At 60.4% G+C, this 24,481-nt stretch carries 24 protein-coding genes; 7 read left to right on the top strand and 17 right to left on the bottom strand.

The features are described 5' to 3' along the window. Positions 1-24: 24 nt before the first annotated feature. The 5 genes from I6E60_RS06235 to I6E60_RS06215 all read right to left on the bottom strand — a co-directional run bounded on the left by I6E60_RS06235 (position 25) and on the right by I6E60_RS06215 (position 2,795). Entirely contained in the window at positions 25-348 is a 324-nt protein-coding gene (locus I6E60_RS06235; protein ID WP_009772690.1) for a DUF2469 domain-containing protein, read from the bottom strand. Between the two features lie 22 nt (positions 349-370). Next, the gene (locus tag I6E60_RS06230; RefSeq protein WP_197124012.1) at positions 371-1,006 is read right to left on the bottom strand and encodes a ribonuclease HII; all 636 of its coding nucleotides are present in this window, start codon (positions 1,004-1,006) and stop codon (positions 371-373) included. Between the two features lie 3 nt (positions 1,007-1,009). After that, positions 1,010-1,765, bottom strand: a complete 756-nt coding sequence (lepB, locus tag I6E60_RS06225; protein WP_197124010.1) for a signal peptidase I — start codon at positions 1,763-1,765, stop codon at positions 1,010-1,012. Between the two features lie 66 nt (positions 1,766-1,831). Further along, a complete protein-coding gene (gene rplS / locus I6E60_RS06220) occupies positions 1,832-2,179 on the bottom strand; it encodes a 50S ribosomal protein L19 (RefSeq protein ID WP_197124008.1) in 348 nt (115 codons plus the stop codon). A gap of 130 nt (positions 2,180-2,309) precedes the next feature. After that, a complete protein-coding gene (locus tag I6E60_RS06215) occupies positions 2,310-2,795 on the bottom strand; it encodes an MFS transporter (RefSeq protein WP_197124006.1) in 486 nt (161 codons plus the stop codon). A gap of 31 nt (positions 2,796-2,826) precedes the next feature. On the opposite strand from I6E60_RS06215, the gene I6E60_RS06210 reads away from it, so the two are divergent. Together I6E60_RS06210 and map are read left to right on the top strand one after the other, a co-directional pair. After that, positions 2,827-3,492, top strand: coding sequence for a TetR/AcrR family transcriptional regulator (locus I6E60_RS06210; protein ID WP_231601138.1), 666 nt, complete (start codon positions 2,827-2,829; stop codon positions 3,490-3,492). After that, the gene (map, locus tag I6E60_RS06205; RefSeq protein WP_197124004.1) at positions 3,489-4,256 is read left to right on the top strand and encodes a type I methionyl aminopeptidase; all 768 of its coding nucleotides are present in this window, start codon (positions 3,489-3,491) and stop codon (positions 4,254-4,256) included. Before I6E60_RS06210 ends, map begins: the two co-directional genes overlap by 4 nt. Positions 4,257-4,323: 67 nt before the next feature. On the opposite strand, the gene I6E60_RS06200 is transcribed toward map, so the two are convergent. The 7 genes from I6E60_RS06200 to ffh all read right to left on the bottom strand — a co-directional run bounded on the left by I6E60_RS06200 (position 4,324) and on the right by ffh (position 9,655). Continuing rightward, entirely contained in the window at positions 4,324-4,935 is a 612-nt protein-coding gene (locus I6E60_RS06200; protein WP_197179328.1) for a hypothetical protein, read from the bottom strand. A 44-nt stretch (positions 4,936-4,979) separates the two neighbouring features. Further along, a complete protein-coding gene (gene trmD, locus I6E60_RS06195) occupies positions 4,980-5,666 on the bottom strand; it encodes a tRNA (guanosine(37)-N1)-methyltransferase TrmD (protein ID WP_197124000.1) in 687 nt (228 codons plus the stop codon). 16 nt (positions 5,667-5,682) lie between these two features. Next, the gene (gene rimM / locus I6E60_RS06190; RefSeq protein ID WP_197123998.1) at positions 5,683-6,291 is read right to left on the bottom strand and encodes a ribosome maturation factor RimM; all 609 of its coding nucleotides are present in this window, start codon (positions 6,289-6,291) and stop codon (positions 5,683-5,685) included. A gap of 48 nt (positions 6,292-6,339) precedes the next feature. Then, the gene (locus tag I6E60_RS06185; RefSeq protein WP_010203243.1) at positions 6,340-6,576 is read right to left on the bottom strand and encodes an RNA-binding protein; all 237 of its coding nucleotides are present in this window, start codon (positions 6,574-6,576) and stop codon (positions 6,340-6,342) included. 3 nt (positions 6,577-6,579) lie between these two features. Continuing rightward, positions 6,580-7,029, bottom strand: a complete 450-nt coding sequence (gene rpsP, locus I6E60_RS06180; protein WP_197123996.1) for a 30S ribosomal protein S16 — start codon at positions 7,027-7,029, stop codon at positions 6,580-6,582. A 194-nt stretch (positions 7,030-7,223) separates the two neighbouring features. Further along, complete coding sequence (locus I6E60_RS06175; protein ID WP_197179326.1) at positions 7,224-8,006, bottom strand: LLM class F420-dependent oxidoreductase; 783 nt, start codon at positions 8,004-8,006, stop codon at positions 7,224-7,226. Positions 8,007-8,086: 80 nt separating this feature from the next. After that, positions 8,087-9,655 (bottom strand): signal recognition particle protein, encoded by a 1,569-nt coding sequence (gene ffh / locus I6E60_RS06170; RefSeq protein ID WP_197179325.1) that lies wholly within the window; start codon positions 9,653-9,655, stop codon positions 8,087-8,089. A gap of 77 nt (positions 9,656-9,732) precedes the next feature. On the opposite strand from ffh, the gene I6E60_RS06165 reads away from it, so the two are divergent. Both I6E60_RS06165 and I6E60_RS06160 read left to right on the top strand, forming a co-directional pair. Continuing rightward, positions 9,733-10,614 (top strand): LLM class flavin-dependent oxidoreductase, encoded by an 882-nt coding sequence (locus I6E60_RS06165; protein WP_197179323.1) that lies wholly within the window; start codon positions 9,733-9,735, stop codon positions 10,612-10,614. A gap of 56 nt (positions 10,615-10,670) precedes the next feature. Continuing rightward, the gene (locus I6E60_RS06160; RefSeq protein WP_197179321.1) at positions 10,671-11,192 is read left to right on the top strand and encodes a gamma carbonic anhydrase family protein; all 522 of its coding nucleotides are present in this window, start codon (positions 10,671-10,673) and stop codon (positions 11,190-11,192) included. Between the two features lie 59 nt (positions 11,193-11,251). Here I6E60_RS06160 and ftsY read toward each other — a convergent pair whose 3' ends face one another. Continuing rightward, the gene (gene ftsY, locus I6E60_RS06155) at positions 11,252-12,121 is read right to left on the bottom strand and encodes a signal recognition particle-docking protein FtsY (RefSeq protein ID WP_197179319.1); all 870 of its coding nucleotides are present in this window, start codon (positions 12,119-12,121) and stop codon (positions 11,252-11,254) included. 55 nt (positions 12,122-12,176) lie between these two features. On the opposite strand from ftsY, the gene I6E60_RS06150 reads away from it, so the two are divergent. Further along, a complete protein-coding gene (locus tag I6E60_RS06150) occupies positions 12,177-12,740 on the top strand; it encodes a histidine phosphatase family protein (RefSeq protein ID WP_197123984.1) in 564 nt (187 codons plus the stop codon). A 64-nt stretch (positions 12,741-12,804) separates the two neighbouring features. On the opposite strand, the gene smc is transcribed toward I6E60_RS06150, so the two are convergent. Next, positions 12,805-16,437 (bottom strand): chromosome segregation protein SMC, encoded by a 3,633-nt coding sequence (smc, locus tag I6E60_RS06145; protein WP_197179317.1) that lies wholly within the window; start codon positions 16,435-16,437, stop codon positions 12,805-12,807. Between the two features lie 242 nt (positions 16,438-16,679). On the opposite strand from smc, the gene I6E60_RS06140 reads away from it, so the two are divergent. Further along, on the top strand, positions 16,680-17,750 hold the full coding sequence (locus tag I6E60_RS06140; protein ID WP_197179315.1) for a GNAT family N-acetyltransferase: 1,071 nt from the start codon (positions 16,680-16,682) through the stop codon (positions 17,748-17,750). A gap of 50 nt (positions 17,751-17,800) precedes the next feature. Next, the gene (locus tag I6E60_RS06135) at positions 17,801-18,649 is read left to right on the top strand and encodes a hypothetical protein (RefSeq protein ID WP_231601137.1); all 849 of its coding nucleotides are present in this window, start codon (positions 17,801-17,803) and stop codon (positions 18,647-18,649) included. A 123-nt stretch (positions 18,650-18,772) separates the two neighbouring features. On the opposite strand, the gene I6E60_RS06130 is transcribed toward I6E60_RS06135, so the two are convergent. Genes I6E60_RS06130 through I6E60_RS06120 form a run of 3 tightly spaced genes read right to left on the bottom strand, consistent with a single transcriptional unit; the run spans position 18,773 to position 23,518 of the window. Beyond that, positions 18,773-19,096: a hypothetical protein gene (locus tag I6E60_RS06130; RefSeq protein WP_197123978.1), complete on the bottom strand. Its 324-nt coding sequence runs from the start codon at positions 19,094-19,096 to the stop codon at positions 18,773-18,775. Positions 19,097-19,121: 25 nt separating this feature from the next. Beyond that, positions 19,122-19,559 (bottom strand): hypothetical protein, encoded by a 438-nt coding sequence (locus tag I6E60_RS06125; RefSeq protein WP_197123976.1) that lies wholly within the window; start codon positions 19,557-19,559, stop codon positions 19,122-19,124. Beyond that, positions 19,556-23,518 (bottom strand): RHS repeat-associated core domain-containing protein, encoded by a 3,963-nt coding sequence (locus tag I6E60_RS06120; protein WP_307841786.1) that lies wholly within the window; start codon positions 23,516-23,518, stop codon positions 19,556-19,558. The genes I6E60_RS06125 and I6E60_RS06120 overlap by 4 nt, the downstream gene beginning before the upstream one ends. Between the last annotated feature and the right edge of the window lie 963 nt (positions 23,519-24,481).

Here is a 24,481-nt window from a genome sequence, read left to right as displayed (position 1 = left end):
CAGCGGGCCAACCAGCGACACGCGCTATTCGTCGAGCGCGAGTTCCTTCGGCAGTTCGAGATCCTTGGCGCTGAGTTCTTCGATGTTGACGTCTTTGAACGTGAGCACGCGAACGCTCTTCACGAAGCGGTCGGAACGGTACACATCCCACACCCACACATCGGTCATCGAAAGTTCAAAGTAGAAGTCGTGCTCCGTATCGCGGCGCACCAAATCGACCTCATTGGCGAGGTAAAACCGCCGTTCCGTTTCAATGACAAAACGGAACTGGCTCACTACATCGCGGTATTCGCGATACAGCGCAAGCTCGACCTCGCGGTCGTAGTCTTCAAACTCGTCTTCATCCATGCTGCCTTTATTGTAGGCCGCACTACCGCAACCATGTGTGCCGATGAAGCTCGGTCGCGCCCAAACTTCGCACTGCCTCGAAGTGCGCCGCCGAACCGTAGCCTTTGTTACTCGGCCAGCCATAGCCGGGGTACTCCCCGTCGGCCTCAATCATGAGTTTGTCGCGTTGCACTTTAGCCACCACGGATGCCGCAGCCACCGATACACAATCACGGTCGGCCTTGACGCGAGTGTGCACTCGCGGCGCAACAGTCAGGGCGCCGCTGAGCCAGTCGGTGCTGCCGTCCAACAGGACTATAGACGCCATGATGTCGAGCCCCGCTTCGTGGAGCTGGATAAGCGCGCGCTTGCCGGCGAGCCCGAGGGCAGCGGTGATGCCGATGGCATCGATCTCGGTGGCATCCGCATAGCCCACGGCGGAGAGCGGCGCCCACTCGAGCGTGAGTGGCTCGAGGAGTTCGCGACGTTTCTGGCTGAGCATCTTGGAATCACGCAATCCCACAGGCCAGACGCCGTGTGCGGGCGTCATGGCGGTCATACCGACGCCGACGGGGCCCGCAATCGCGCCGCGCCCTACCTCGTCGCAGCCAATAACCGCCAGCGCGCCCGCCCGAAAGAGTTCGAGCTCAACGTCGCTATTCGGGTCTGCTACCGCCATCGTCTACTCGGCGTTCTGCGTGACCCGCTGGAATGTCGTGGAGTAGTTATCGAGGACACTCCACCGTTCGGTCGGCCAGCTGATGAGCATGGCGCGTCCGACAACAGAATCGATCTTCACGAAACCGCCAGTGGGATCGTCTTTGTGAAAGGCGGAGTCAGCAGAGTTATAGCGATTGTCACCCATCACCCAAATGGAGTCATCGGGAACGGTGACAGAGAAATCTTCTTGAGTGGCCTTAGTAACCGCATCGGGAAGCTTGATGTACGGCTCTTCCAGCGGGATGCCGTTGACAACAATTTGCCCAAATTCGTTGCAGCATTCGACGGTGTCGCCCGGGAGCCCGATGACGCGCTTGATGAGGTGATTGCTGCTGTCGGGAGCGCTCAGGCCGACGAAGGCGAGAACGCCATCCACTGCGCCGACAAACCAGTTCTGCGGTTCGGTGGAGATAGCGGGGAGCCAGCCGCCGGGATCAGTGAAGACAACGACGTCTCCGTGCTCAATCGCGAAAAGGTCAGGCTCAAGCTGGTTGACCAAGATGCGGTCATCGATCTGGAGCGTATTTTCCATCGACGACGACGGAATGTAGAACGACCGCACCAAATACGTCTTGATCAGAAAGGAGATCAGAATTGCCGCAACAAAGATGATGACTAAGTCGCGAAGGAAAAGCTTCCACCCGCCGGTCTTCTTGGCTGCATGGCGAGTACCGCCACGGCTGCCCGGCAGCGTGTTTTCAACAGTTTCGTTTGTCATTTAACCCCAAAGCTCCCAGCAAGCATATGCCGCTGGGAGCCGTTGGTTTGTGAATTGCGAGTCGTGTTAGTTGTCGCGCTTCTCTTTGATCTTTGCCTTCTTGCCGCGAAGATCGCGCAAGTAGTACAGCTTGGCGCGACGGACGAGTCCGCGCGATACAACCTCAATGTGGTCGATGACAGGCGAGTGAACCGGGAAGGTACGCTCTACGCCGACCTGGAAGCTGATCTTGCGGACCGTGAAGGTCTCGCGAACGCCGTGGCCCGAACGACCGATAACTACGCCCTGGAACACCTGAATACGCGAGCGCGTACCTTCGATGATGTTTACGTGAACCTTGACGTTATCGCCGGCACGGAAATCAGGAATGTTGTCTTTGAGAGACGCCTTGTCGACGTCATCGAGAATATGCATTAGTGATCGCTCTCTGCGCCCGCCATGAGTCGAACGCACTTAGTTAGATAAGAAAGTTTGTGCTTCAAGCGGTTACGACGCCCTCATGGCAGAGTCGTGCGCGAGCACAATCGATAATTCTGCCACAGATTTAGTCGAAATTACCATTCTCATCCGGTTCGAGGATGATCACGCGTCCATTGTCGAGCTTCTCCCCCGGGTAGGTCGGCCGTTGAGCATCGCGCTCGAAGCCCTCAACAAGGCTCGTGAAGCGGTTGCGCGTCTCGGTAACCAGCTGCCAGAGGGCGATCCAGAACGCCGCAATCGCGACGATCACAATGAGGGCGGCCGGGAACGAGGCATCCACAAAGCCATAGATGATGATGGCCGCATGCCAGACCGTGAGCAGCCCGGCATCAATCCACGAGACGCTCTTCGAGTCGCGAACACTCTTGCGGGCGACCGTCAAACCGGCGATGGCGAGCAGCGCGAAAGCCAATATCGGGCACAGAATGAGGAACAGAACGAAGTCCCAGCCCACGCTCGACCCGTAGATTCCGCGCGCAATCAGCACCCACACGGGCAACACCAGTACCGCGATGAACTGCCAGTAATAAAACGCACGCCTGATCATCATGCTTCTCAGGGTATCTTCGATGTGATCAGGAATGCTGAGAAGCATCGAACCGAAAGACTTGGTGTCCCCCGTGCCCAACACCGCGATCGTTCGCACCGAACCAGTGCAGCAGCGAAGCGCAGAACGAATCAACGTCCTCCTCGATGCGGCCGCTGTACTGCTCGACGAAATAGGCATTGATGCCCTCACCACGAGTGAAGTCGCAAAGCGGTCACGCTCCTCGGTTGGCGTGATCTATCGCTACTTTCCCAACATCCAGTCGCTTCTTCGTGGCCTCGCGTCGCGAAACTTCGATAAGTATCGCGCCGGGCTTTCGGCAACCCTCGCGAAGCGTGCCACTACGGGCCTCGAAGCCCTCAACGCCGCCATCGATCTCTACGTTGAATTTTGCCGCACCGAACCAGGTTTTCGAGTGCTGTCGTTCGGCAACATCATCGACCGCCGTTTCAACGTTGATCGCAAGAGCAACAACACGGCGTTGGCAGAGATTTTGACCGATCTCCTTGTCACTACCTACAAGGTTCCCGCCTCGGATGCGCTCGCTTTCGATATCGAAGTGACGGTAGAAATCGCCGATTCGCTGTTAGAGCGTGCATTCTTGTATGACCCGCGCGGTGAAGAACCGTTTATCGACAAGCTCCGAGAGTTCATTGCGCAACTCCTGGCACCGCACACGAAAGAGGCAGCTACCGCATGATCGAGTTGAGAACCCCCGCCGAAATCAATGAGATGAAGGCCGCTGGCGAGTTTGTGGCCAGCGTGCTGACCGCTACACAGGCAGCAACCAAGGTGGGCACCAACCTGCTCGAGATCGATGCCCTCGCCCACAGCATGATCCGCGAACGCGGCGCCGAGAGCTGCTACATCGACTACCACCCCTCGTTCGGCGCTTCACCGTTCGGCAAGGTCATCTGCACGTCGGTCAACGATGCCGCTCTGCACGGACTTCCCCACGACTACACGCTGAAGGATGGCGACCTCGTGAGCCTCGACTTTGCGGTCGCAGTTGATGGCTGGGTCGCGGACTCAGCAATCACCTTCGCTGTGGGCACACCCCGCGACGAAGATCTCAAACTCATGGATGCCACGTCGCGCGCCCTAGACGCCGGAATCGCCGCCGCAGTCGTCGGCAACCGCATCGGTGCCATCTCGGCCGCTATCGGAGACGTCGCCTACGGTGCCGGCTACGAAGTGAACTTGGACTTTGGCGGGCACGGCGTTGGCCGCGAAATGCACGGCGACCCACACATCCCCAACGATGGAAAAGCCCGTCGTGGAATGCCGCTCAAGCCAGGTCTCGTCTTTGCCATCGAGCCGTGGCTCATGATCGGCACCGACGACATTTACACGGATGACGATGGCTGGACGCTGCGCAGTGCTGACGGCTCGCGCGCGGCTCACTTCGAGCACACCGTTGCCGTGACCGCAGACGGCCCGCTCGTCCTTACCGCTCGCAAGTAGGGGCAGTCCGCGCGTTCAACCTCACCGCGTCGAGACCGCACCCCAGCGTTCTCGCTAGCCGGCAGCCCTAGCTTTGGGTGCCGACGCGACGCTCGAGCTGAATCGGCGCAACCGTGCTGGTGTAGTCCCAGCTGCCCTCGCTGTTGGTTCCTGCCTTCGGAATAGCAAACAGCACGTCGTAAGTGGTCGGAGCCGAGCATCCGACCGCTGACGGGTTGGTTTCATGGCCGACGCGCAGGCTATCGGGCTGCGGGAGCACCCAGACGGCGATGAGTTCGCACGACGCCACCTCAGCAGTGATGACGATGTCTGCTCCGCCGAGCGTCGCCGCCAACTCGCCCCGAGCCTGCACGACTTCGGCGTCAGTGGCGTCGACAAGCACGTCAACGGCCGGCCACGCATCCACCGACACCGCCGACTGCGCGTAACCATCCGGGAGCGGGCTCGCGTTGAGATCGGCGATCGTGACCTCGTCGACGGTCATCCGTCGGGTGGTGAGTGTCGAGTCGCTCGATTCACCGGCGCCGCCTTCGGAGCTCGCCGTTGATGCTGGTGCTGGCGTCGCGGCATCCGCCGACGACGAGTCTGAAGAATCAACGTCAGTCGCGGTGCAGCCAGCCAGCAAAGCAACTGCGGCAATCGCTGCGAAAAAGGAGCCGGGCATCAGTCTGAGCGTCATGGCTCCATGCTTACACAGGGGGCTGAGACGCGACGAAAGTTGTACTACTCCGCGTCGGGCAAGAGATCGGGGCGAACGCGCTTGGTGCGCTCAACCTGCTGCGCATGACGCCAATCGGCAATTGCCTTGTGGTTGCCGCTGAGCAACACGGGAGGTACAGCACGCTCACGCCACGTCGATGGCTTGGTGTAGCTGGGGTATTCGAGGAGGCCCTGTTCGTGGCTCTCCTCCGTCAGACTTTCAGGGTTACCGATCACGCCTGGCACGAGACGGCCAATCGCCTCGATCATCGCCATCGTGGCAACTTCTCCGCCATTGAGCACGTAATCGCCGAGACTTATCTCACGAACCCGAACAGTGGATGCCGCGTAGTCGATCACTCGCTGATCGATGCCCTCATAGCGACCGCACGTGAAGACGAGATGCTTCTCGAGCGCCAACTCGCGGGCTGCAGCCTGCGTGAACGGAACGCCGGCAGGCGTGGGAACGATCACTACCGTTTCGGGCGTGAGAACGGCATCCAGCGCTTCTCCCCACGGCTCGGGGCGCATGACCATGCCAGCGCCACCACCGTACGGAGTGTCATCGACAGTGCGATGACGATCGTGGGTGTAGTCGCGCAGGTCGTGCACACCCAACTCGATGATTCCCCGCTCGCGAGCCTTGCCCAGGAGAGAAATATCGAGCACCCCGAAGAAATCGGGGAAGATCGTCACGATGTCGATGCGCACGCGGTGACCTTCGCTACTAGTCGCACTCGGGCGCGTCAGCCTCGTCAGAAGCTGCGCTCGGCGTCTCTTTTTCGACCGTTTCTGCGACCGCTTCTGTGGGCTCTTCGGATGCGTCTTCCGCAATCTCCTCGAAGAGTCCGGGAGGTGGAGTAACCACCATCTCGCCCGCGTCAATGTCGACGCTAGCCACGATGGACTTCACGAAGGGAACCAGAACGTCACCGTTGTCGGTAGTGACCGTCAGCAGGTCTTGCCCGGGGAAATGATCTACCTGAGCGAGAGTGCCGACCTTTTTACCGTCACGGATAACGGTGAGGCCGATCAGCTGGTGGTTGAACCACGCGTCTTCTTCTGGCGCTTCGTTGGGATCGTGATCGATCCACAGAATTGCCTTAACGAGCTTCTCAGCGGCACTGCGGTCAGGAACGCCCTTAAAGAACGCGACCGGTTGTGCGTTGAACCACTTGAGCTCAATGAGCTCCAGTGTCTTGCCATGCCAGGCCGAACTTGTCGGCACTTGCAGAGAAAACACGGCGCCCGGAACGAAACGACGTTCCGGGGCATCCGTGTACATCTCTACTTTGACGGCTCCCTTAAGCCCGTGAGCCTTCGTCAGACGCCCCACTCGCAGCTGTGTGCGACCTTCTCGGGGAATCTTTACTTCGCCCACTGCTTAGAAGTCAGTGTCGACGACGTCGACACGAACCTTGCGACCATCGGCAAGTGCCGTGATCAGCGTTCGCAGTGCTTTCGCGGTGCGACCAGAGCGACCGATTACGCGGCCAAGATCTTCTGGGTGCACGCGAACCTCGAGGAGTTCGCCGCGTTGCGTGTTCTTTGCAACGACCTGAACGTCTTCGGGGTGATCGACGATGCCTTTAACGAGGTGTTCGAGCGCGGGAGCGAGCAATTGCTAAGCCTTGTCTGCGTCAGCGGCAGGTGCTTCAGCAGGAGCCTCGTCAGCGACGGGAGCTTCGGCAGCAGGTGCCTCTTCAGCCTTAGGCTCAGCCTTCTCAGCCTTGGGCTTGAGAACAGGCTTCTTCTTCTCGTCAGCCTGGAACTCTGCCTTGGCTTCCTTGACCTTGACGGTGCTTACAGCGTTCTTGTCACCCTTGAACTGGCCCCAGTCGCCGGTCAGCTTGAGGATTGCCTCAACCTGCGGGCTAGGCTGCGCGCCAACGCTCAACCAGTACTGTGCACGCTCGGACTCGACCTCGATGAACGAGGGCTCCTCGGTGGGGTGGTACTTTCCGATTTCTTCGATGACACGACCATCGCGCTTCTTGCGCGCGTCGGCAACGACGATGCGGTAGTAGGGTGCACGGATCTTGCCCATGCGCTTCAAACGAATCTTTACAGCCACAATTCTCCTGATTTAAATGTTATTGGTGGCGAACCGCTAGCCGTGAGCGTGGGGGCACACTCGGCAGAAAAGCTCTAGTGGATTCCATCCGGGCCTGATTAGAGGGTCGGGCTACGGAGGACTCAACCGCCTATTCTGCCAGAGTTTTGATGGCTTGGGGAACCGATCGCCAATAAAGCCCCAAAGAGGTGCCTTTAGCCGTTCTGAGAGTCACGCCACGCAAGCCACTGCTTGGTGGTCGTGAGGTCGTAATCAGGTCCGGTAATACCGAGCGTGAAGAGGGTGATGCCCTGCTCGCGCATGCTGTCAGCATCTTCAACGCTCTTCTCGCGCAACTCATTCGAGAGCTCAATCTCGTTGATGTCGCGGCCGACGGTTTCGCAGTGGCCGGCAAGCACCTCGAGCTTGTGCACCAACTCCTCGCCCGTGGCGAAGCTGTGCCAGATGTCGGCGTGCTTGGCGACAAGCTTGAGAGTCTTCTTCACTCCCCCACCACCGATAAGAACAGGGATCTTGCGCGTGGGCGGCGGGTTGAGCTTCTGCCAGCGCGACTCGATGCGCGGCAGTGCTTCAGCAAGAGCATCCAACCGCGAGCCGGCCGTGCCGAACTCGTAGCCGTACTCCTGGTAGTCGCGCTCGAACCAGCCAGAGCCTGTACCGAAGATGAAGCGGCCACCACTGATGTGGTCGAGGGTGCGAGCCATGTCGGCCTGCAGATCGGGGTTGCGGTAGCTATTGCAGTTCACGAGCGTGCCGAATTCGACGCGGCTCGTCATCTCAGCCCACGATGCCAGCTCGGTCCACGCTTCAAAGTGCAGCCCGTCGGGCTCGCCGTAGAGCGGGAAGAAGTGATCCCAGTTGAAGAGAACGTCAACACCCAGCTGTTCAAGCTCTTTTACGCGGTCACGAATGACCGAATATTCGGCGTGCTGAGGTTGAAGCTGAACGGCAATACGAACGGGGCGGCTCTGTGTCATAGCTCCACAATATCCCCTCCCGCACACACCCAGAAGAGTGGTTCGCCACCGACGCCGGAGGCCTCAACAACTATCGCGGACTAGCGCCCGAGAAACTTCTGCAGGCTCTCCAGCTCTTCAGGTGAGGGCCCACCAGCGGCAGGCTTTGATCCACCAAGGCCGAACCCGGAACCGGACGGTGCTGACGGTTCGACAGCGCCCTGAGCGCGCGCCGCATCCTCAGCAGCACGCTTGGCGGGGTTGCCAGACTTGGAACCCTTTTTCTTCTGGTTCTTTCGCGCATTGGCTGACTTGCCGCCATGTCCGCCGGGGATTGGGCCCATGCCGGGAATCTGAGGCGTGCCACCCTTGGCGACAGTCTTCATCATCTTCGCGGCCTGCTCGAAGCGATTCACGAGCGCGTTCACCTCGGTGACAGTCGTTCCCGAACCACGCGCAATACGCACGCGACGCGAACCATTGAGGAGCTTCGGTGTGGTGCGCTCCTGCTTTGTCATCGACTGGATGATGGCCTCAGTGCGCGTGATCTCCGACTCATCGAAGTTGTCGAGCTGCTCGCGCATGCCCTTCGCACCGGGAAGCATGCCAAGCATGCTCTTGATCGAGCCCATGTTCTTGAGCTGCTGCATCTGCTGCAGAAAGTCATCAAGAGTGAATGTGTCTGTCGCAAACTTTTCGGCAACCTTGCGCGACTCTTCTTCGTCGAAGGTTTTCTGCGCCGTCTCGATGAGGGTGAGGATGTCACCCAGGTCAAGGATGCGGCTCGCCATGCGGTCGGGGTGGAACGGCTCGAAGTCGCCAAGACCTTCACCCGTCGACGCAAACATGATCGGACGACCGGTGATGGAGGCAACGGACAGCGCTGCACCACCGCGAGCGTCACCATCGAGCTTGGTGAGCACTACACCCGTGAAGTCCACGGCCTCTTGGAAGGCGCGAGCGGTCTTGACGGCGTCTTGACCGATCATCGCGTCAATAACGAAGAGCACTTCGTCAGGGTCGACAGCCTTGCGGATGTTCGCTGCCTGCTTCATCAGCTCGGCATCCACACCCAAACGACCAGCGGTGTCAATGATCACAACATCGTGCTGCTTGTCTTTGGCAAACTTCATCGCTTGCTTGGAGACCTTGACCGGGTCACCCTTGCCATTGCCCGGTTCGGGAGCGAAGACGGCGACGCCAGCCTGCTCGGCAACAACCTGCAACTGGGTGACAGCGTTCGGGCGCTGGAGGTCAGCGGCGACCAACAGCGGCGTGTGGCCGTCAGCTGCGAGCCACTTCGCGAGCTTTCCGGCGAGGGTCGTCTTACCGGCACCCTGCAGACCCGCGAGCATGATGACCGTCGGCGGGTTCTTCGCGAACTCGATGCGGCGAGCCTCGCCACCCAGAATCGTGACGAGCTCGTCGTTGACGATCTGTACCACCTGCTGGGCCGGATTCAACGCCGCAGAAACCTCGTGACCGAGCGCACGTTCGCGAACGCGACCCGTGAACTCCTTGACGACCTCGAGCGCGACGTCAGCATCGAGGAGGGCACGGCGAATCTCGCGAACGGTGCCATCGACATCCGCCTCGCTGAGCTTGCCCTTGCCGCGCAGGTTTTTGAAGGTATCCGCGAGGCGGTCGGTGAGATTTCCAAAAGTGGCCATGATGCCACCAGTTTAAGGTGTCTTTGGCCGTGCTGCGACCCCACAACGCCGACAGAGGCTCCGAGTAGGGTGAGAACGTGAGACACGGCATCGTCATACTCCCCCAACAGCCTTGGGCTGAAGCCAAGCATCGCTGGATTCAGGCAGAGGAACTCGGCTTCGATCATGCGTGGATTTACGACCACCTGTCGTGGCGGTCCCTCGCCGACGAGCGGTGGTACGCCACCATTCCCACGCTCACGGCCGCCGCGAGCGTCACGAGCCGCATCGGGCTCGGTACCTTTGTCGCCTCACCCAACTACCGGCATCCGGTTCCGTTCGCCAAAGAACTCGCAACGCTCGACGACGTGAGCGCTGGCCGCTTTCTGCTCGGCGTCGGCTCGGGTGGCACCGGCTTTGACGCGACCGTGCTCGGCCAAGACGAGCTCACTCCGCGCGAGCGTCATGCTCGCTTCGAAGAATTTGTGCGAGGGCTCGACGAGTTACTGCGCTTCGAGGATCCCGGCAGCGGCGGCATCAGCTTTAGCGGTGACTGGTTCACGGCCGTCAACGCTCGGATGGTCGGGGCCCCCGCCCAACGACCGCGCATGCCCTTCGTGGTCGCCGCCGAAGGCCCTCGCGGCCTCCGGCTCACCGCCGAACTCGCCGATGGCTGGCTCACCCTCGGTCGCACCGCCGACACCCTCGACGAGTGGTGGCAGATCGTCGCTGACACTGCCGCGCGCATGGAGGAGGCCCTCGAGAAGGTGGGCCGAGCATCCGGCAGCATTGATCGCTACCTCAACTTGGATGGCGCACCCCAGTTCAGTCTGGAGAGCGTCGACACGTGGGAAGACGCTGTCGGTCGCGCCGACGCGCTCGGCTTCACCGACGTGATCGGGCACTGGCCCCGCGCCGACGGCATCTACGCCGGCGACGAAAGTGTCATGGTCGAGATCGCTTCGCGCTTCTCGCGCTAACAGCTTCTCTCGCCGGTTGCTTCTCGCTGCGGCTTCTCTCGCGCTAACTTAGAGGCATGACTGCTCTTATCGTGACTCTCGCCGGACACACGCCCCAGGTTGCCGACAGCGCTTTCGTAGCGCCCAACGCCACTCTCATCGGGCGGGTCACGCTCGCCGAGGGCGTTGGCATCTTTTACGGTGCAGTACTGCGCGGCGACACCGACGCCATCACGATCGGCGAGGGGTCGAACCTGCAAGACAACGTCTCCGTGCACTGTGATGAGGGCATCCCGACGACCGTCGGTTCCGGAGTGAGCGTCGGTCACGGCGCTGTGCTGCACGGCTGCACCGTCGAAGACGACTGCCTCATCGGCATGAGCGCGACCGTGCTCAACGGTGCGGTGATCGGAACCGGATCGCTCGTTGCCGCTGGCGCCGTCGTTCTCGAAGGCACCATCATCCCGCCCGGCTCGCTCGTGGCCGGAGTGCCCGCCAAGGTTCGTCGCGAACTCAGCGACGAAGAGAAGGCGGGCGTTCGCGAGAATGCCGCTCACTACCTCGAGCTCTCTGCGGCGCACAAAGCGGCCAGCAACTAGCGCGAGGCGCCTACCCGTCGAGCCTGGGCGGCCGGCAACGAGCAACCAGCAACTAGCAGCTAGCCAACGAGGCCCTGCACGAATACGTGGGGCGTGAAACCGGTGAGGTCATTGATGCCCTCGCCCTGCCCAACGAGCTTGATCGGGATGCCCGTGCGCTCCTGAACGGCGAGCACGAAGCCACCCTTGGCTGAGCCGTCAAGTTTCGTAATGACGAGGCCGGTGACCCCGGCGTGCTGAATAAACGCTTCTGCTTGAGCGACACCGTTTTGGCCGGTTGTCGCGTCAAGCACGAGCAACACTTCAGCGATCTCCGTCTGCTTTTCGACAACGCGACGGATCTTGCCAAGCTCATCCATCAGACCGCTCTTGGTTTGCAAACGACCAGCGGTGTCGATGATCGCGATGTCGATGCCCTCGCGCTGAGCGCGCTCGACCGTCTGGAAGGCGACGGATGCCGGATCTTGGCCCTGCTGCTGCGGGCGCACGATCGATGCTCCGCCACGCTCGGCCCACGTCGCCAGCTGCTCAACGGCAGCAGCACGGAACGTGTCAGCCGCGCCCACGACCACCGTGCGGCCATGGCCCACGAGGAACTTGGTGAACTTGCCAATCGTGGTGGTCTTTCCGACGCCATTGACGCCCACAACGAGCACGACCGCGGGGCGGGCGCTGAGAGTGAGAGTCGGGTCGAGGCGAGCGAGACGTTCCTCGAGGGTTTCGCGCAACATCCGCTTCAGGTCTGTAGGGTCGTCAGTTTTAAAACGCGCGACACTTGCCCGTAGCTCGTCGATGACCGACTCGGTGATGTCGGGGCCGAAGTCGGCCGAGATCATTGCGTCTTCGAGATCGCTCCACGTCTCGGCGTCGATCGTGTCGCGCGCGAACATAGATTTGAGTGCGCCCGAGAGCGACCAGGATGCTGCCATGACTACAGGTTAAGGCAGGTTCATGCTGCTTCCCTAACCGCGCTAGGGTTTTTGAATGCTCTCATTGATTCGCCATGGCCAAACCGACTGGAACGCTGCCGGACGCATGCAAGGTTCCAGCGACATTCCCCTCAACGACACCGGTCGCGAGCAGGCGCGAGAGGCCGTCGAGGTATTGCGGGGCTCCGAGTGGGACGTCATCGTCAGCTCTCCCCTGCAGCGTGCTCGCGAAACTGCCCAGATCATCGCCGACGGTTTGGGCCTCGAGCTCGGTCGCAGCTACGACCTGCTCATCGAGCGCAACTATGGTGAAGGTGAAGGCCTCACCAAAGCCGAAATCGATGAGCGCTGGCCCAACAGTCCTGTGTACCCCGGTCTGGAATCACTGCACAACGTGGTGGAGCGCGGCATCGCTGCCCTCAACGAGGTCACGCTCGACTACCCCGGTAAGAAAGTAATCATCGTCTGCCACGGCACGATCATTCGCTACACACTGTCTGAGCTGGCCGGGCGTGACTTCGATCAGATCGTCAACGGTTCCGTTTCCACCGTCGAAAAGCTGCACAGCGGCTGGTGCGTGCACACGGTGAACGGCGAGCCGCTCAAGCGCATCGACTAGGTCGCGGCTGTTCGGCCGCAGGCCAAGACCCGACGCCAGGAGTCGCGACCGCTAGTGCCGGCTGCTAACTCGCGTCGGCCGTCGCCGTCTCCTTGGCGACGCGCTGGCCGACCACGGCGCTAATACCGTCGGCACGCATGCTGACGCCGTAGAGAGCATCCGCAATTTCCATCGTGCGCTTTTGGTGCGTGATCACGATGAGCTGACTGGTTTGACGCAGGTCTTCGAAGATCGCGAGCAAGCGCCCGAGGTTGGCATCGTCGAGCGCCGCCTCGACCTCATCCATGATGTAGAAAGGGCTGGGGCGTGCCTTGAAGATCGCGATGAGCAGCGCGACAGCGGCCAGCGATCGCTCACCACCGCTCAGCAGCGACAGCCGTTCGATCTTCTTACCGGCAGGCTTGACCGTGACTTCGATACCAGTGGTGAGCAGGTCATCCGGGTTAGTCAGGAAAATGCTGCCGGTGCCGCCCGGGAACAGCACGGGGAAGACATCGTTGAACGCGTTTTTGGTGTCCTCGAAGGCACTAGCGAAGATCGTCTGCATCTTGCCATCGAGTTCTTCGATGATCGTCAGCAGGTCCTTGCGGGTGTTCGTGAGGTCGGTGAGCTGCTCGGTCAAGAACTTGTGGCGCTGCTCGAGCGCATCGAACTCTTCGAGAGCGAGCGGGTTGACCCGGCCAAGGCGCGCCAGTTTGCGTTCGGCCTTCTGCAGCCGAACCTCTTGCTCGGCACGCACGAACGGTCGGCCGGATGCCACGGGCTCAGCGTTGTCGTCTGACTCAGGTGCTGCGGGGCTCGAGTCGGCTTCGGTGGCGGCCGTGTTCTCTCCGGCCTGCGCCACTGCGGCGTCCTCCGACGCGTCGTCGTTCACGCGGTCGTCGGGAACGGGCACCGCGGGCCCATATTCCGCCACGAGTACATCTTCGACGAGTCCGAGTTCTTCGCCCGAGCGTTCGAGGAGACTGGAGAGATGCAGCTTCTTTTCGTAAATCTGCATTTCGAGACCGTGGACGCTTTCGCTGACCACCGAGAGGCGTTCACGCAGTGCCGATTCTTCGCGGCGCAGGGTGGAGAGTTCTTCGTTCTGGGCTGAGCGCGCCGCTTCCTTCGAGGCGAGAACAACGCGCGCCTCAGAGAGCGAACGATCAACCGAGTCGAGCACCGCGGGAAGCATCTCTACGACCTTGGTCGCCGAGGCGATCTGACGTTGACGAATAACGGCCAGTCGCGCCTGCTCTTGGGCTGCTTCGCGCTCGCGCACCAGCTGGGCTGCCAGCTGTTCGGCGCGGGCACGCTCGGCGCGCACTCGCTCGCGGATGGTCTCCATTTGGATACGCAGCTCAACTTCATGGGCCCGCGCGGCATCCACTTCGGCCAGCATCGGTTCGCGTTCGGAGACGTCGAGCATGGGGCGCGGAGCCGCCTGGTACTTGTCGGCGGCAGTCTGGGCGCGCGTCACTTCGGTGGTGGCGTCGGCCACGGCTTCTTCGGCAACATCGACGGCGCGGGCCAGACGGTCGCACTCGGCTTGCGCCGCTTCGGCTTGGATGCGGTGGCGACCGAGCAACTCGGATTGCGCGGCAAGCTGGGCGTCGTATTCGCGCAGAGTCACGAGGGCTTGTTCAGCATCCGTCTTCGCGGAGGTCAACTCGCGGCGCTTCTCGTCGAGTTCGAAGCTCGTGCGCTCGATCTGCGTGGTGACGACGCCGAGTTTGTCAGCGGCGGCATCCCGCTCTGCAACGAGCTCGAGGCGCGAACGCTTGGCGCCCGAACCGCCGCGCAGCACGAACTGTGTGAGCACGTCGCCGTCGCGCGTCACGAACGTGAGATCGACCGCGTTCGCGAGTGAGCCGTAAGCGGCGCGCGCAGCCTCGAGGTCGTCGGCGATGAGCACATGGGTGAGGAGACCGTGCACTCCGTCGGGGGCCGTGACGACGTCGGTGGCGGGAACCGTTCCGGGCGCCGTTCCGAGCGAGACCGACTGCTTGGCGGCGTTCGCGACAACCACTTCGACGCGACCGAAATCGCGCGAAGCAGACTCGGCCAGCGCATCAATGGCCGAATCGCGGTCATCGGCAAGCACGGCATCCGCAAGGGTGCCGAGAGCGGCTGCGATGGCCGCTTCGTAGCCGGGCGTGATCTTTACATGCTCGGCAACGAGACCGCGGATGCCCGAAAGCTTGGCCGCGACGAGAGCGCTGGAGCCGTCCTTCTGGTCGACCGCGAGGGATAGCGCCGAGTTGCGGGCGGCCAAAGCATCGCGCTCGCGCTCGGAGGTGTGAAGGGCTTCGCGCAGGGCTTCGATCTCCGCCTGAACGCTCGAAACCGTGGCTTCGGCGGCCTCATAGGCGGTGTCGAGCGAGCCGTCGCTTTCGACAGTCGAATTGCTGGCCTGGGTCTCGAGCGCTTCGAATTCAACCTGGGCTGCTTCGCGACGCGACTGGGCTTCGGCGAGCGCCTGCTGCTGACGAACAAGTTCGCCCTGGGCTGCGGTCAGAGTGGAGGTGGCGACTTCAACGCGAGCGGTGAGCCCAGCGCTCTCCAACTCGTGACGGGAAACGAGCGCGCTCTGCGCGGCAATTTCTTCGTCGAGCGAGTCGAGCGCGGCCTTCGCTGTCGCGGTTGCGGCAGCGGCTGCGGCGACGGCCTTCTCCGCATCCTCAACACCGGTCGCAAGTTCATCAGCGCCGGCCTTAACTTCGTCGACAAGAGTTTGGCTGACGCTATTGCTGGAGACGGGCGCATCGCTCTGCTGGCCGAGCAACGACAGTCGCTGGTTCGCGAGCGTGTAGAGACTGCGCAGACGTTCTTGCACCGACTCGAGGCCGAAAGCTACGCGGCGGGCTTCGTCTACTTCGCCACCGACTTGGGCTTGTTCGAGGCGGGCTTCGCGCAACTTGTTCTGGTCGAGCTGCTCTTGTAGCACGATGCGCTGCGTCTTGCGTTCGCTCTCGCTGCGGCTGAAGTCGTTGATGCTCGAGCGCAGTTCAACAACCTCGTCGGCAAGGAGGCGGGCGCGGGCATCCCGCACGATCGAGGCAATCGAGGCCGCTTCTTTCGCGATCTCAGCCTGCTGGCCGAGAGGCTTGAGCTGACGACGGATCTCCCCCGCCAAGTCTGAAAGGCGCGTGAGGTTCGCTTGCATCGCGTCGAGCTTGCGCAGCGTCTTCTCTTTGCGTCGACGGTGCTTGAGGATGCCGGCCGCTTCTTCGATGAAGCCGCGACGGTCTTCGGGGCTGGCATGCAGCACCGCATCCAGCTGACCCTGGCCAACGATGACGTGCATTTCGCGGCCCAGACCGGAGTCGCTCAGGAGTTCTTGAACGTCGAGCAGGCGGCACGAAGTGCCGTTGATCGCGTACTCGCTGCCGCCATTGCGGAACAGGGTGCGGCTGATAGTGACTTCGCTGTATTCAATCGGCAGCGCGCCATCCGCGTTATCGATCGTGAGAATAACCTCGGCACGACCCAGCGGCCCCTTAGTGGCGGTTCCGGCAAAGATGACGTCTTCCATCTTGCCGCCGCGCAAGGTTTTGGCACCCTGCTCCCCCATGACCCACGCGAGAGCATCCACCACATTCGACTTGCCCGAACCGTTGGGGCCGACGACACACGTCACGCCCTGTTCGAACGCAAAAGTGGTCGGTTGAGCGAACGACTTGAACCCTTTGAGGGTCAAACTCTTGAGGTACACGTCACCGCCCGGTCGTTGCTGGTCTCAGCGTTGGTCAAATCTCTGACCAAGTTGCTGGTCAGAACCTTGCTATACGGTACCGGATGCGCGGGGTTGCACCGTTCTGCCGCGCAGGTGTCGCGCTGCGCCCGGCCGTCGATGTCACTAGGCGCACACTGGCCACGCCTCTAGCGCGCTACGAACTCGCGGCGTATTCTGGTCGGCTACCTCCGTAGCGCTTACCCCCGCAGATTGGTGCGCTCATGTCAGAGATTGAGATTACGACCCTCGAGATTCCCCTCGCCCTCTCCCTCGATGGGTCGGATGACTTCACCGCGGCAACCGCGTTGCGCAATGAGACCGACGAGATATTGCAGCGTTACCCCGAGCTGGCGCACGACCCGCATGTCTCCCTCGCAGCCTGGCAGCCCAGCGCCTTCGAAGACCGGCGGATGCTCGTCGCCCGCGATCGCGGACGCATCGTGGGCCGCGGCGACTACAGCACCAACGTCGGCGAGGAGGCAGACACAGCGTGGATCGAAGCGTACGTGCATCCGGACTATCGGCGCCGCGGTATTGGGGCCCGCCTTCTCGCCGAGCTTGAAACGATTGCGGCGGATGCGGGCAAGCGCAAAGTTCACGTCTACGTCTCAAGCGTGCCCACTGATGGCGCGCTACTGGACTCCCCCACCGGCTTTGGCGCCGTTCCTCGCGACGGTGACGGCACCCAGTTTCTGCAGTCGCAGCAGTACAGCTTCGAGCAGGTTGAGCGCGTGAGCCGGCTCCCCCTCCCCGTCCCTGGGCTGCACTCCCTCGTCGACGACGCCATCACGCGGTGTAGCCGCGACTATGCCGTGCACGAGTGGGTGGGGCTGTGCCCAGAACCGTGGCGCGACGACCTCGCGCTCCTCTACACACGCATGAGTACCGACGAACCCAGCGCGGGGCTTGAGCCTCCCGAAGATATCTGGACCGCAGAACGAGTGGTCGACCACGACGAGCGTGAGCTCGCGAGCGGGGTGACGGGCGTCTATGCCGCGATCGAACACGTCGCGTCGGGAGAGCTAGTGGCGTACACCGCGCTCACCGCGCCCGAGCAGACCGAGCGCGCGGTACTCCAAGACGCCACGATTGTACTCAGCGAGCACCGCGGTCACCGCCTTGGCACCCTTCTGAAGGTTCTGAACTTGGCGCACCTCGAACGGGTCGCTCCCGGGCATCCCTCGGTCATCACCTACAACGCCGAAGAGAACCGTCACATGCTGTCGGTCAACGAAGCCGTCGGCTTCGTGCCGATTGGGTACGAAGGCGCGTGGAAGAAAGAGTTGCGCTAGCGCGGTGCAGCGCCAACGGCCTTCAGGCTTAGGGCGCGGCGACCGCAGTGATGTCGATGTACACCTCGTCACGCATCATGCAGGATGCCATGCTCCCGAGCTTTGGAGGGTGGAGTCTCAGCGACGCCATCTTGCTCGACGGTCAAGCGACCGCCGACAATCTGCCGGCGCGCGTTGCCCGCATCCAGTATTCGTGGCGCACGCCGAACATCGAGATGGCGGAGCACGTGCTCGCTGTGCTCGACCGTAACGCTGAGCACGCTGGCGCTATGGCGCACTGCGACGTGGAGACGACCTGGGTGGCTCGTAGCCGCCCCGGTCGCACCAACCATGCGATGTCGACCGTTCTCTACAACAACCTCGAAGCGGTGGGCGCCCCCCGCTACGGCGCTGACGCGATCGCTGTGGCACAAGAGATTCAGCGCAACCTTGGACTCGACGCCATGGAGAAGCCGTTCCTTGACGAGTGCGAACAGCTCATCACCCCGCAGGATGCCGAGAAGGCACTGCGGGAACACCTCGCTCCGTGGCAGCAGAACTGGACGAGCGACGACTACGTCGAGATGACGCACTACGCGCCGACCGTGCGCTTCTACGTCTCACGCCCCGCTCTCAAGCCTGCCCCCGGCAAGGGCGCCTACCCTGGCTGGGTCATGAACGCTCTCGGCGGCATCCCCGAGACAATCGACCCCACCATCGAGACCGCGGGCAAGACCGTCGCCGGAACGTTCATCGATCTGCTGGTTGACCCGGCGCTTCTCGCCGAAGCGAAGAGCGAGTTCGACCAGCGCGTCGCTGACGAACCGATGCCCGCCCTGCTTCCGGTGGACTTCCAGCCGCCGATCGATCTCCCCTGGCCCGACTACCGCCAGAACGGCGACGCGCGCACCTGGGGCTAAAACGCGCTCGCTAGATTGCCGGCATTGGCGATCTAGCGAGCTGCACCACGATTATGGTGTCGTGCTTGTTTGCTGCCGCACTGAAGACTCTCGAAAAGCGACTTGGTTTGGAATGGTGATGTGCTAGCCGATCCTCCGCAAGACGGCGTCGCCGACAATTTTTCCCTCGGGAGACAGGTCAAACCAGACAATCTCGCCTGGCATTACGAATGGATCGGGTTTGGCACTCCACTCCTGAGTGATGCGTCCAATTGACTCGATAGGCGAGCACGTCCAAGGCCTGTGGCTTTGTCCAACGATATCTCCCGGAACTATCAATCCTGCAAGAATCAAGCGCGCGATGAGGCCTAGGGCAAGATCGCGACGATCTTCAGCTAGATGAACGCCCGAGCGCCCCACGAAACTGATTACCTCAGCGGCGTGCACCCAGTCGTCGATGCCTCGCACCAGGAACTCTTCCTCCAACTACCATTTATTTTCGCCACCACGGTTTCTTTCTCGGGACAGTTGCATCGTTAGCGGCGACTGCCAGACGCGACAAGTACTCCCACAATTCGACGTAAGCCTCGCGCATTTGAGGCCCGAACCGCGTTGCAAGCGGAGATTCGTACCCGAGATACTCTATGAAAGACACGTTGATCAAGTTTTTCACCCAGATATTCGATGTCGCGTAACGGCTCTCAAAAAAACTCAGGAGTTTGTCGATCTCTTTGTCGTCCAACGAAATTTCGGCTCGAGCCGCAGCCCACCGCGCTACGTCGCCCATGAAAAGATGAGTAAGCAACTCACCGAAATCCTGAAGGTGCTGATCTAAGACCGCTTGCAGGGCTGGAACATCGTGAACGAGCTCGTGGATAAAGGGTGCGATCTCAGCAGTAGCGCACTTCATCGAATCGTCTGACAACATCATTTCCCCACTAGGACATCGAGAAGCTCGTTTCGCAGCATCGTAGCGACCCTGTAGTCAGAACTGCTCAGATTACCTCCCGCAATAAGGTTATTGAGCCCGTTGAGACTAACCTGTCCCTTGTAATTATGAAATCGCCCTTGAGTGGCGAGCCCCGTCAGCGCCTCGCTACGAATCGCATCTGCCGTCGTCCCATTCCCCACGCTTAGCGGATTTCGTTTCGCTGAATAGAGGTTTTCAACGATGTTGTCAAGCTTCGAATTGACCACCACGGGCCGAGTGGAAAGTCTTTCGTACCGCACCGCTGTGTTTCCTATCGAAAGGATATTGTCCACTCTGCCGATTCTTGCTGCTGCGGTCGCGACACCCGCGCCCAACGCGACATCGGTCGCGAGCGAACCTGCCAAGCTTCCACCGAAGTACCAACTGCCTTTATCGACCACGCAATTCAGCCCAACGGATTCCCTGAACAGGTCGGTGAACCCAAGGCTTGCACCATCCCCGAATCCCACTATTGCGCTCGTGGCGCCTGCCAGACTGCCTCGCATCATGCTCACCGCGAGAGGATCAACGACATCCGACACAAAGTCCCACAGACCGGTGGGATCAATTCTCAACAGCGGATTATTCGAGACATACGCGTACGGGTCACCTGTGAAGTACAGAGCGGGGTCGACTGTAAGGAACTGGCCCGTCCTCGGGTCATAGTCCCTCGCGCGCATGTAGATCAGACCAGTGTCGACATCGGTCAAATTACCGGAAAACCCGAATGCTGAGTCCCTAGTTCCAGTATGCGTTCGTTTACCGAACGGGTCATAAGCATTAGTCGAGGTGACCACGCCCGAGCCACTAGATGTCATCCGGGTCGAACCGATAAGGTCCGCATGCAAATAGTCAATATCGCCAGCACTATCAATCTGCGCGAGCGGAGTGTGCGATGGCCCGTACAGATAGCTAGTCGAGCCTGCTTCGACCAAGAGCGGCAGACTGCCGCTGACATCCCACAGGTATCGTGTAGTCGCCGCACCCTTCGTACGCGACTGTCGGAGATTGTCCCCATCGGCCGTGTAAGTGACCGCCGTTGCCGAGCCCGGCAACGTCACAGAATCGAGCGCATCGGCCGCGTTGTATGCGTAGCCCGTCGTCTGCGCAGGCGTGCTGCCTGAAGCTGCAACAATGGCGGATGTTCGAGCTCCGTTTGCGTCATATGCGAACGCGGTGCTCGCACCGCTGACCGGCTTCTGAGCGATAACTTGCTGAGCGGCGTTATAGGTGAACTTGGTACCGTCGGCGACCTTGGTGAGGTTCTTTCCTGGAGTGGCAGTGTAAGTGAGTTTCGCTGCGGTGCCGGACTTGGAGGAAGCGAGCTGAGAGATCGGATCGTAGGTGAATACCCGAGTTAGCGACGCTTTAATCGCATCGGCGCTGACATCCGAGGTGATTTGCCCAGCAGCATCGTAGTTGTAGGTATAAGTCCCCAACGTCTTTAACGGGGTTGCAGTCTTAATCGTTTTGGTCTGGCCCGCAGGGTCGTATATTCGTGATTCGGTGACAGCATTGGGAAGAGCCTGACTGGTGAGTTGTGAATCAGCCGACCAACCGAACGTAGTTGTTCTGTTCTCCCAGTCAGTCATCGAGGACATTTGTCCACCGGCGTCCCACGTGTAGTCGACAGTCTTCACCCCTGGATAGGTGAGGGCGCTCAGTTGATCTGCGTCGTCGTAGGCATAGCTGAGCGATCTACCTGCTGCGGTGTATTCGGTGAGGTTTCCCGACGAGTCGTAAACGTAGGTGGAAGTTCCTGACTCATCGACCATGCTTGTTCGGCGCCCAAGCTCGTCGTAGGCAACAACAACATCAGTTGATCCAGTCTCGCTGAACTGTGTTCGCGTACGCTGCCCGGCGTCATCGTAGGTGTAGGTAATGGAAGACGAATCAGGCGAAGTCACACGCGACGGGCGATTGGCGGCGTCATATTCGTAGCCAGTGACTAGCCCGCCAGGCTCTGTGCGACTAACCATGAGATTCGCGGAGTCATAGGCGTAGGAAGTCTGTTCCCCATCAGCATTGATGAGCAAGATTCGATTCCCGGCAGAATCGTAGGTGTACGTTTCGGAGGCGTTATTGGGGTACTCAATCGCAGCGAGTTCGCCGTCAGGCGTGTAGCGCATGGCCGTGTAACGACCGAGCGGATCAGTTACAGACTCAAGTGTTCCGTCGGCGTTCCATATTTGCAACGTTGTTTTGCTGTTGGCGTCAGTTTGCGTGGCAATATTGCCGTTCGGGTCGAACGTGCGGGATGTTATCGCGCCGCTAGGCGACGTAGTGGACACCTGTTGACCAGCTGCATCGTATGCGTTGATTGCAGTGCGCCCCAGGGGGTCGGTTGTGGAGACCAACTCTCCTCTGAGGTTGTAGCCAAAACTAGTCGTTCGACTAAGTGAGTCCACAACAGACGCAACCTGTCCACGAGGGGTGTACAGGAGGGTGGTGGTCTTTCCCCGCGCATTGGTTACTGCGACTGCCTCATCAGCAAGGTTGTAAATCGTCCCCGTCACCTGCTGCTTTGCATCGAGCGTTGAAACTAAATTGCCACGCTGATCATAGGTGAATGCGGTAGTTCGATTGATGGGGTCTGTGATGGATAAAACTCGGTCCATCGCATCGCGTGTATACGTGACGGACTCGTCGAGCCCGTTTGCCGTCGACACCACTCGCCCGGCGAGATCATATGCGGTCGCCTCAGTATGCGAGTTGGCATCTGTCGCGGAAACGACGCGACCTGCATCGTCGTAGAGGTACGTCGAAACATTTCCATTCGCGTCTGTCCAAGACGCGATCGAACCATCAGAATTGCGCGTCCAACTTTGGGTTCTTCCGCTCGGGCTAGAAGCGCTTACAACTCCACCGTTTGCGTCATACGACCAACTGGCCTCCCTCCCCAGCTGATCTCGCTGACTTATCAACTCGCTATTGAAGCTAAACCATCTCGTAACCACGGCTCCGCGAGGATCCTTAATGGACGTCTGATTCCCGCGCTCGTCGTACGTGTACGACGAGACTCGTCCCAGTGCATCGGACTGCCGGATCAGGCGGTTTTCATTGTTGTATGACATCCGGGTGGTAGCGCTTTCAGGCGTCCCCGCGGCCAGTGTCTGCGCGACGAGGAGGCCCTCCGAGTACTCATCGACGGTCAGGGATCCGTCAGGATGTTGAACCGTTGTTGTCGGAGGCGTGTATTCGAATGTGGTGACTCTGCCGACAGGGTCACTCTGTGACACAACGCGTGAATTGGTATCGTAGGTGTTCGTTGTAGTGGCACCCCCGGGCTTGATGACTTGAGTCAAGCGATGCGCGCCGTCATATACGTAGTGGGTCTCGCTGCCGTCCATACTCGTGACTGATACGAGGTTTCCCGCGATGTCGTACCCGTATTGAACTTGCCTGCCCGCATGGTCGGTCAGACTGGCCACGCGCGAGCCAGACCATCCGATGTCAATCCGGCGATCTCCTGAGCCGACCAGAGATGTCAGAACGCCATTCTGATCATGCTCAAAGCTAACGGTGTTGCCTCGCCTGTCGCTGACATTCACGAGTAGACCGTCAGGGCCAAAGTTGATAATTTCGTTCTGATTGCGTGTATAGACCCAATCGCCAAAGCTATAGAGCAACGAAGCGTTGATCCGAGCAGGAGCAACGTAAGAATTGGTGCTATCGAGAGCAAACTTGACGATCGAACCGTTCTCCTGAATAACATCCACCGCAACAGGCCGGCCGTTCGACGCCTTTTCAGAACTTGCAACCAGATGCGCTGAGAAGCTTGCATTCCAACCGAACCCGAACGGGCTTGAAACAGCTGCTAACGTCGATGAGTAATTGCGACCCACGACGACCCCCGGCCCTATGCCGCTTATCGCAAGGTCGGTCAAGGTCTCGTAATACTCACCATTGGACGTATTCACGGGGTCAGCTTGTCCGCACGCCTGGCTTCAAGAACTCTGAGCTGGATTGTTCCCCCCAACTTTTTCGCCTGCCCATTGAGGTTCCCGCGGAGGTCCGGGTATCGCGAGTTTCGCAGAGATCCCGTTGATCGTCTGCCCTTGGAATGTCAACGAGACGGGAGTTGACGCCCGAATCGAATCGGCCTCTTCCCACCACTGGGTTTGGAAGGGAGTCGACGGAGCTACTACGCCGTTGTATCCGCGATATGAGTACGTGCCTCCGCGTGTCTCATAAGTTGTAAAGGCGACGAAATAAGGGCCAGTCACAAGTTCACGTGCGGCCCAAGTTCCATCTGCGGAGATGCGAGCGCTTGCGACTAAGCTACTTTCGCTGTCACGATTGCCCGATTGGTACAGCACGGCGTATCCGGCGAGGGGCGTTCCCGCGGTGTCTGTCATTCGACCAGTTATTGCGCCAGATGGACTCACGTCTTCGTCGTCCAGTACGAGGTTCTGGCCTTCCGCCAGGGCGAATCTCGTGCCAGTAAGCGGAGCGGCGCCCCCACCAAGAAACTGGGTCCGCGCGTACGTTTCGCCGACATTGCTCGAGTCGTAACCAAAGTGGAAGGCCAATGTGTACGTGCCGGGTGAGATTCCAGTAATTGCGTAATTACCGCTCACGTCCAGCGAAACTGTTCGGTACACCGGCACTACGTCTTCGACTCCGACCACTTGATACAGCGATACGGTGTTTGGTTTCCCCGGGTACACGTTCGGGGCCCCATCGATAAGTACATGCCCGGAGATGGTGCCTGTAGCAATTGCGTGTGCGGGCACAGTAAGCCCAAAGGCAAGTTGACCAATGACAAGTAAGAACGCCGTGGCGAGAACTATCGGACGCATCAGCGTATTCGCTCAACCCTCTGTCTGTGGGAATACGAACACCCGACATGAGAAAAATACAAGAATAGTTTCTTCTGCAAC

Source organism: Salinibacterium sp. SWN167, from assembly GCF_015864665.1.
Classification (GTDB): Bacteria; Actinomycetota; Actinomycetes; order Actinomycetales; family Microbacteriaceae; genus Rhodoglobus.
The sequence above is the reverse complement of the archived record's forward strand: the minus strand, read 5'-3'. Positions and strand labels throughout refer to the sequence as shown.

Excerpts from the sequence above, each read along its gene's own strand:
- I6E60_RS06150 (WP_197123984.1), top strand. The coding sequence starts at position 12,177 with ATGCTCTCATTGATTCGCCATGGCCAAACCGACTGGAACGCTGCCGGA.
- I6E60_RS06175 (WP_197179326.1), bottom strand. The coding sequence starts at position 8,006 with ATGACACAGAGCCGCCCCGTTCGTATTGCCGTTCAGCTTCAACCTCAG.
- I6E60_RS06160 (WP_197179321.1), top strand. The coding sequence starts at position 10,671 with ATGACTGCTCTTATCGTGACTCTCGCCGGACACACGCCCCAGGTTGCC.
- ftsY (WP_197179319.1), bottom strand. The coding sequence starts at position 12,121 with ATGGCAGCATCCTGGTCGCTCTCGGGCGCACTCAAATCTATGTTCGCG.
- lepB (WP_197124010.1), bottom strand. The coding sequence starts at position 1,765 with ATGACAAACGAAACTGTTGAAAACACGCTGCCGGGCAGCCGTGGCGGT.
- rplS (WP_197124008.1), bottom strand. The coding sequence starts at position 2,179 with ATGCATATTCTCGATGACGTCGACAAGGCGTCTCTCAAAGACAACATT.
- ffh (WP_197179325.1), bottom strand. The coding sequence starts at position 9,655 with ATGGCCACTTTTGGAAATCTCACCGACCGCCTCGCGGATACCTTCAAA.
- I6E60_RS06235 (WP_009772690.1), bottom strand. The coding sequence starts at position 348 with ATGGATGAAGACGAGTTTGAAGACTACGACCGCGAGGTCGAGCTTGCG.
- I6E60_RS06135 (WP_231601137.1), top strand. The coding sequence starts at position 17,801 with ATGTCGATGTACACCTCGTCACGCATCATGCAGGATGCCATGCTCCCG.
- I6E60_RS06200 (WP_197179328.1), bottom strand. The coding sequence starts at position 4,935 with ATGACGCTCAGACTGATGCCCGGCTCCTTTTTCGCAGCGATTGCCGCA.
- I6E60_RS06215 (WP_197124006.1), bottom strand. The coding sequence starts at position 2,795 with ATGATGATCAGGCGTGCGTTTTATTACTGGCAGTTCATCGCGGTACTG.
- I6E60_RS06210 (WP_231601138.1), top strand. The coding sequence starts at position 2,827 with ATGCTGAGAAGCATCGAACCGAAAGACTTGGTGTCCCCCGTGCCCAAC.
- I6E60_RS06125 (WP_197123976.1), bottom strand. The coding sequence starts at position 19,559 with ATGATGTTGTCAGACGATTCGATGAAGTGCGCTACTGCTGAGATCGCA.
- I6E60_RS06230 (WP_197124012.1), bottom strand. The coding sequence starts at position 1,006 with ATGGCGGTAGCAGACCCGAATAGCGACGTTGAGCTCGAACTCTTTCGG.
- map (WP_197124004.1), top strand. The coding sequence starts at position 3,489 with ATGATCGAGTTGAGAACCCCCGCCGAAATCAATGAGATGAAGGCCGCT.
- I6E60_RS06140 (WP_197179315.1), top strand. The coding sequence starts at position 16,680 with ATGTCAGAGATTGAGATTACGACCCTCGAGATTCCCCTCGCCCTCTCC.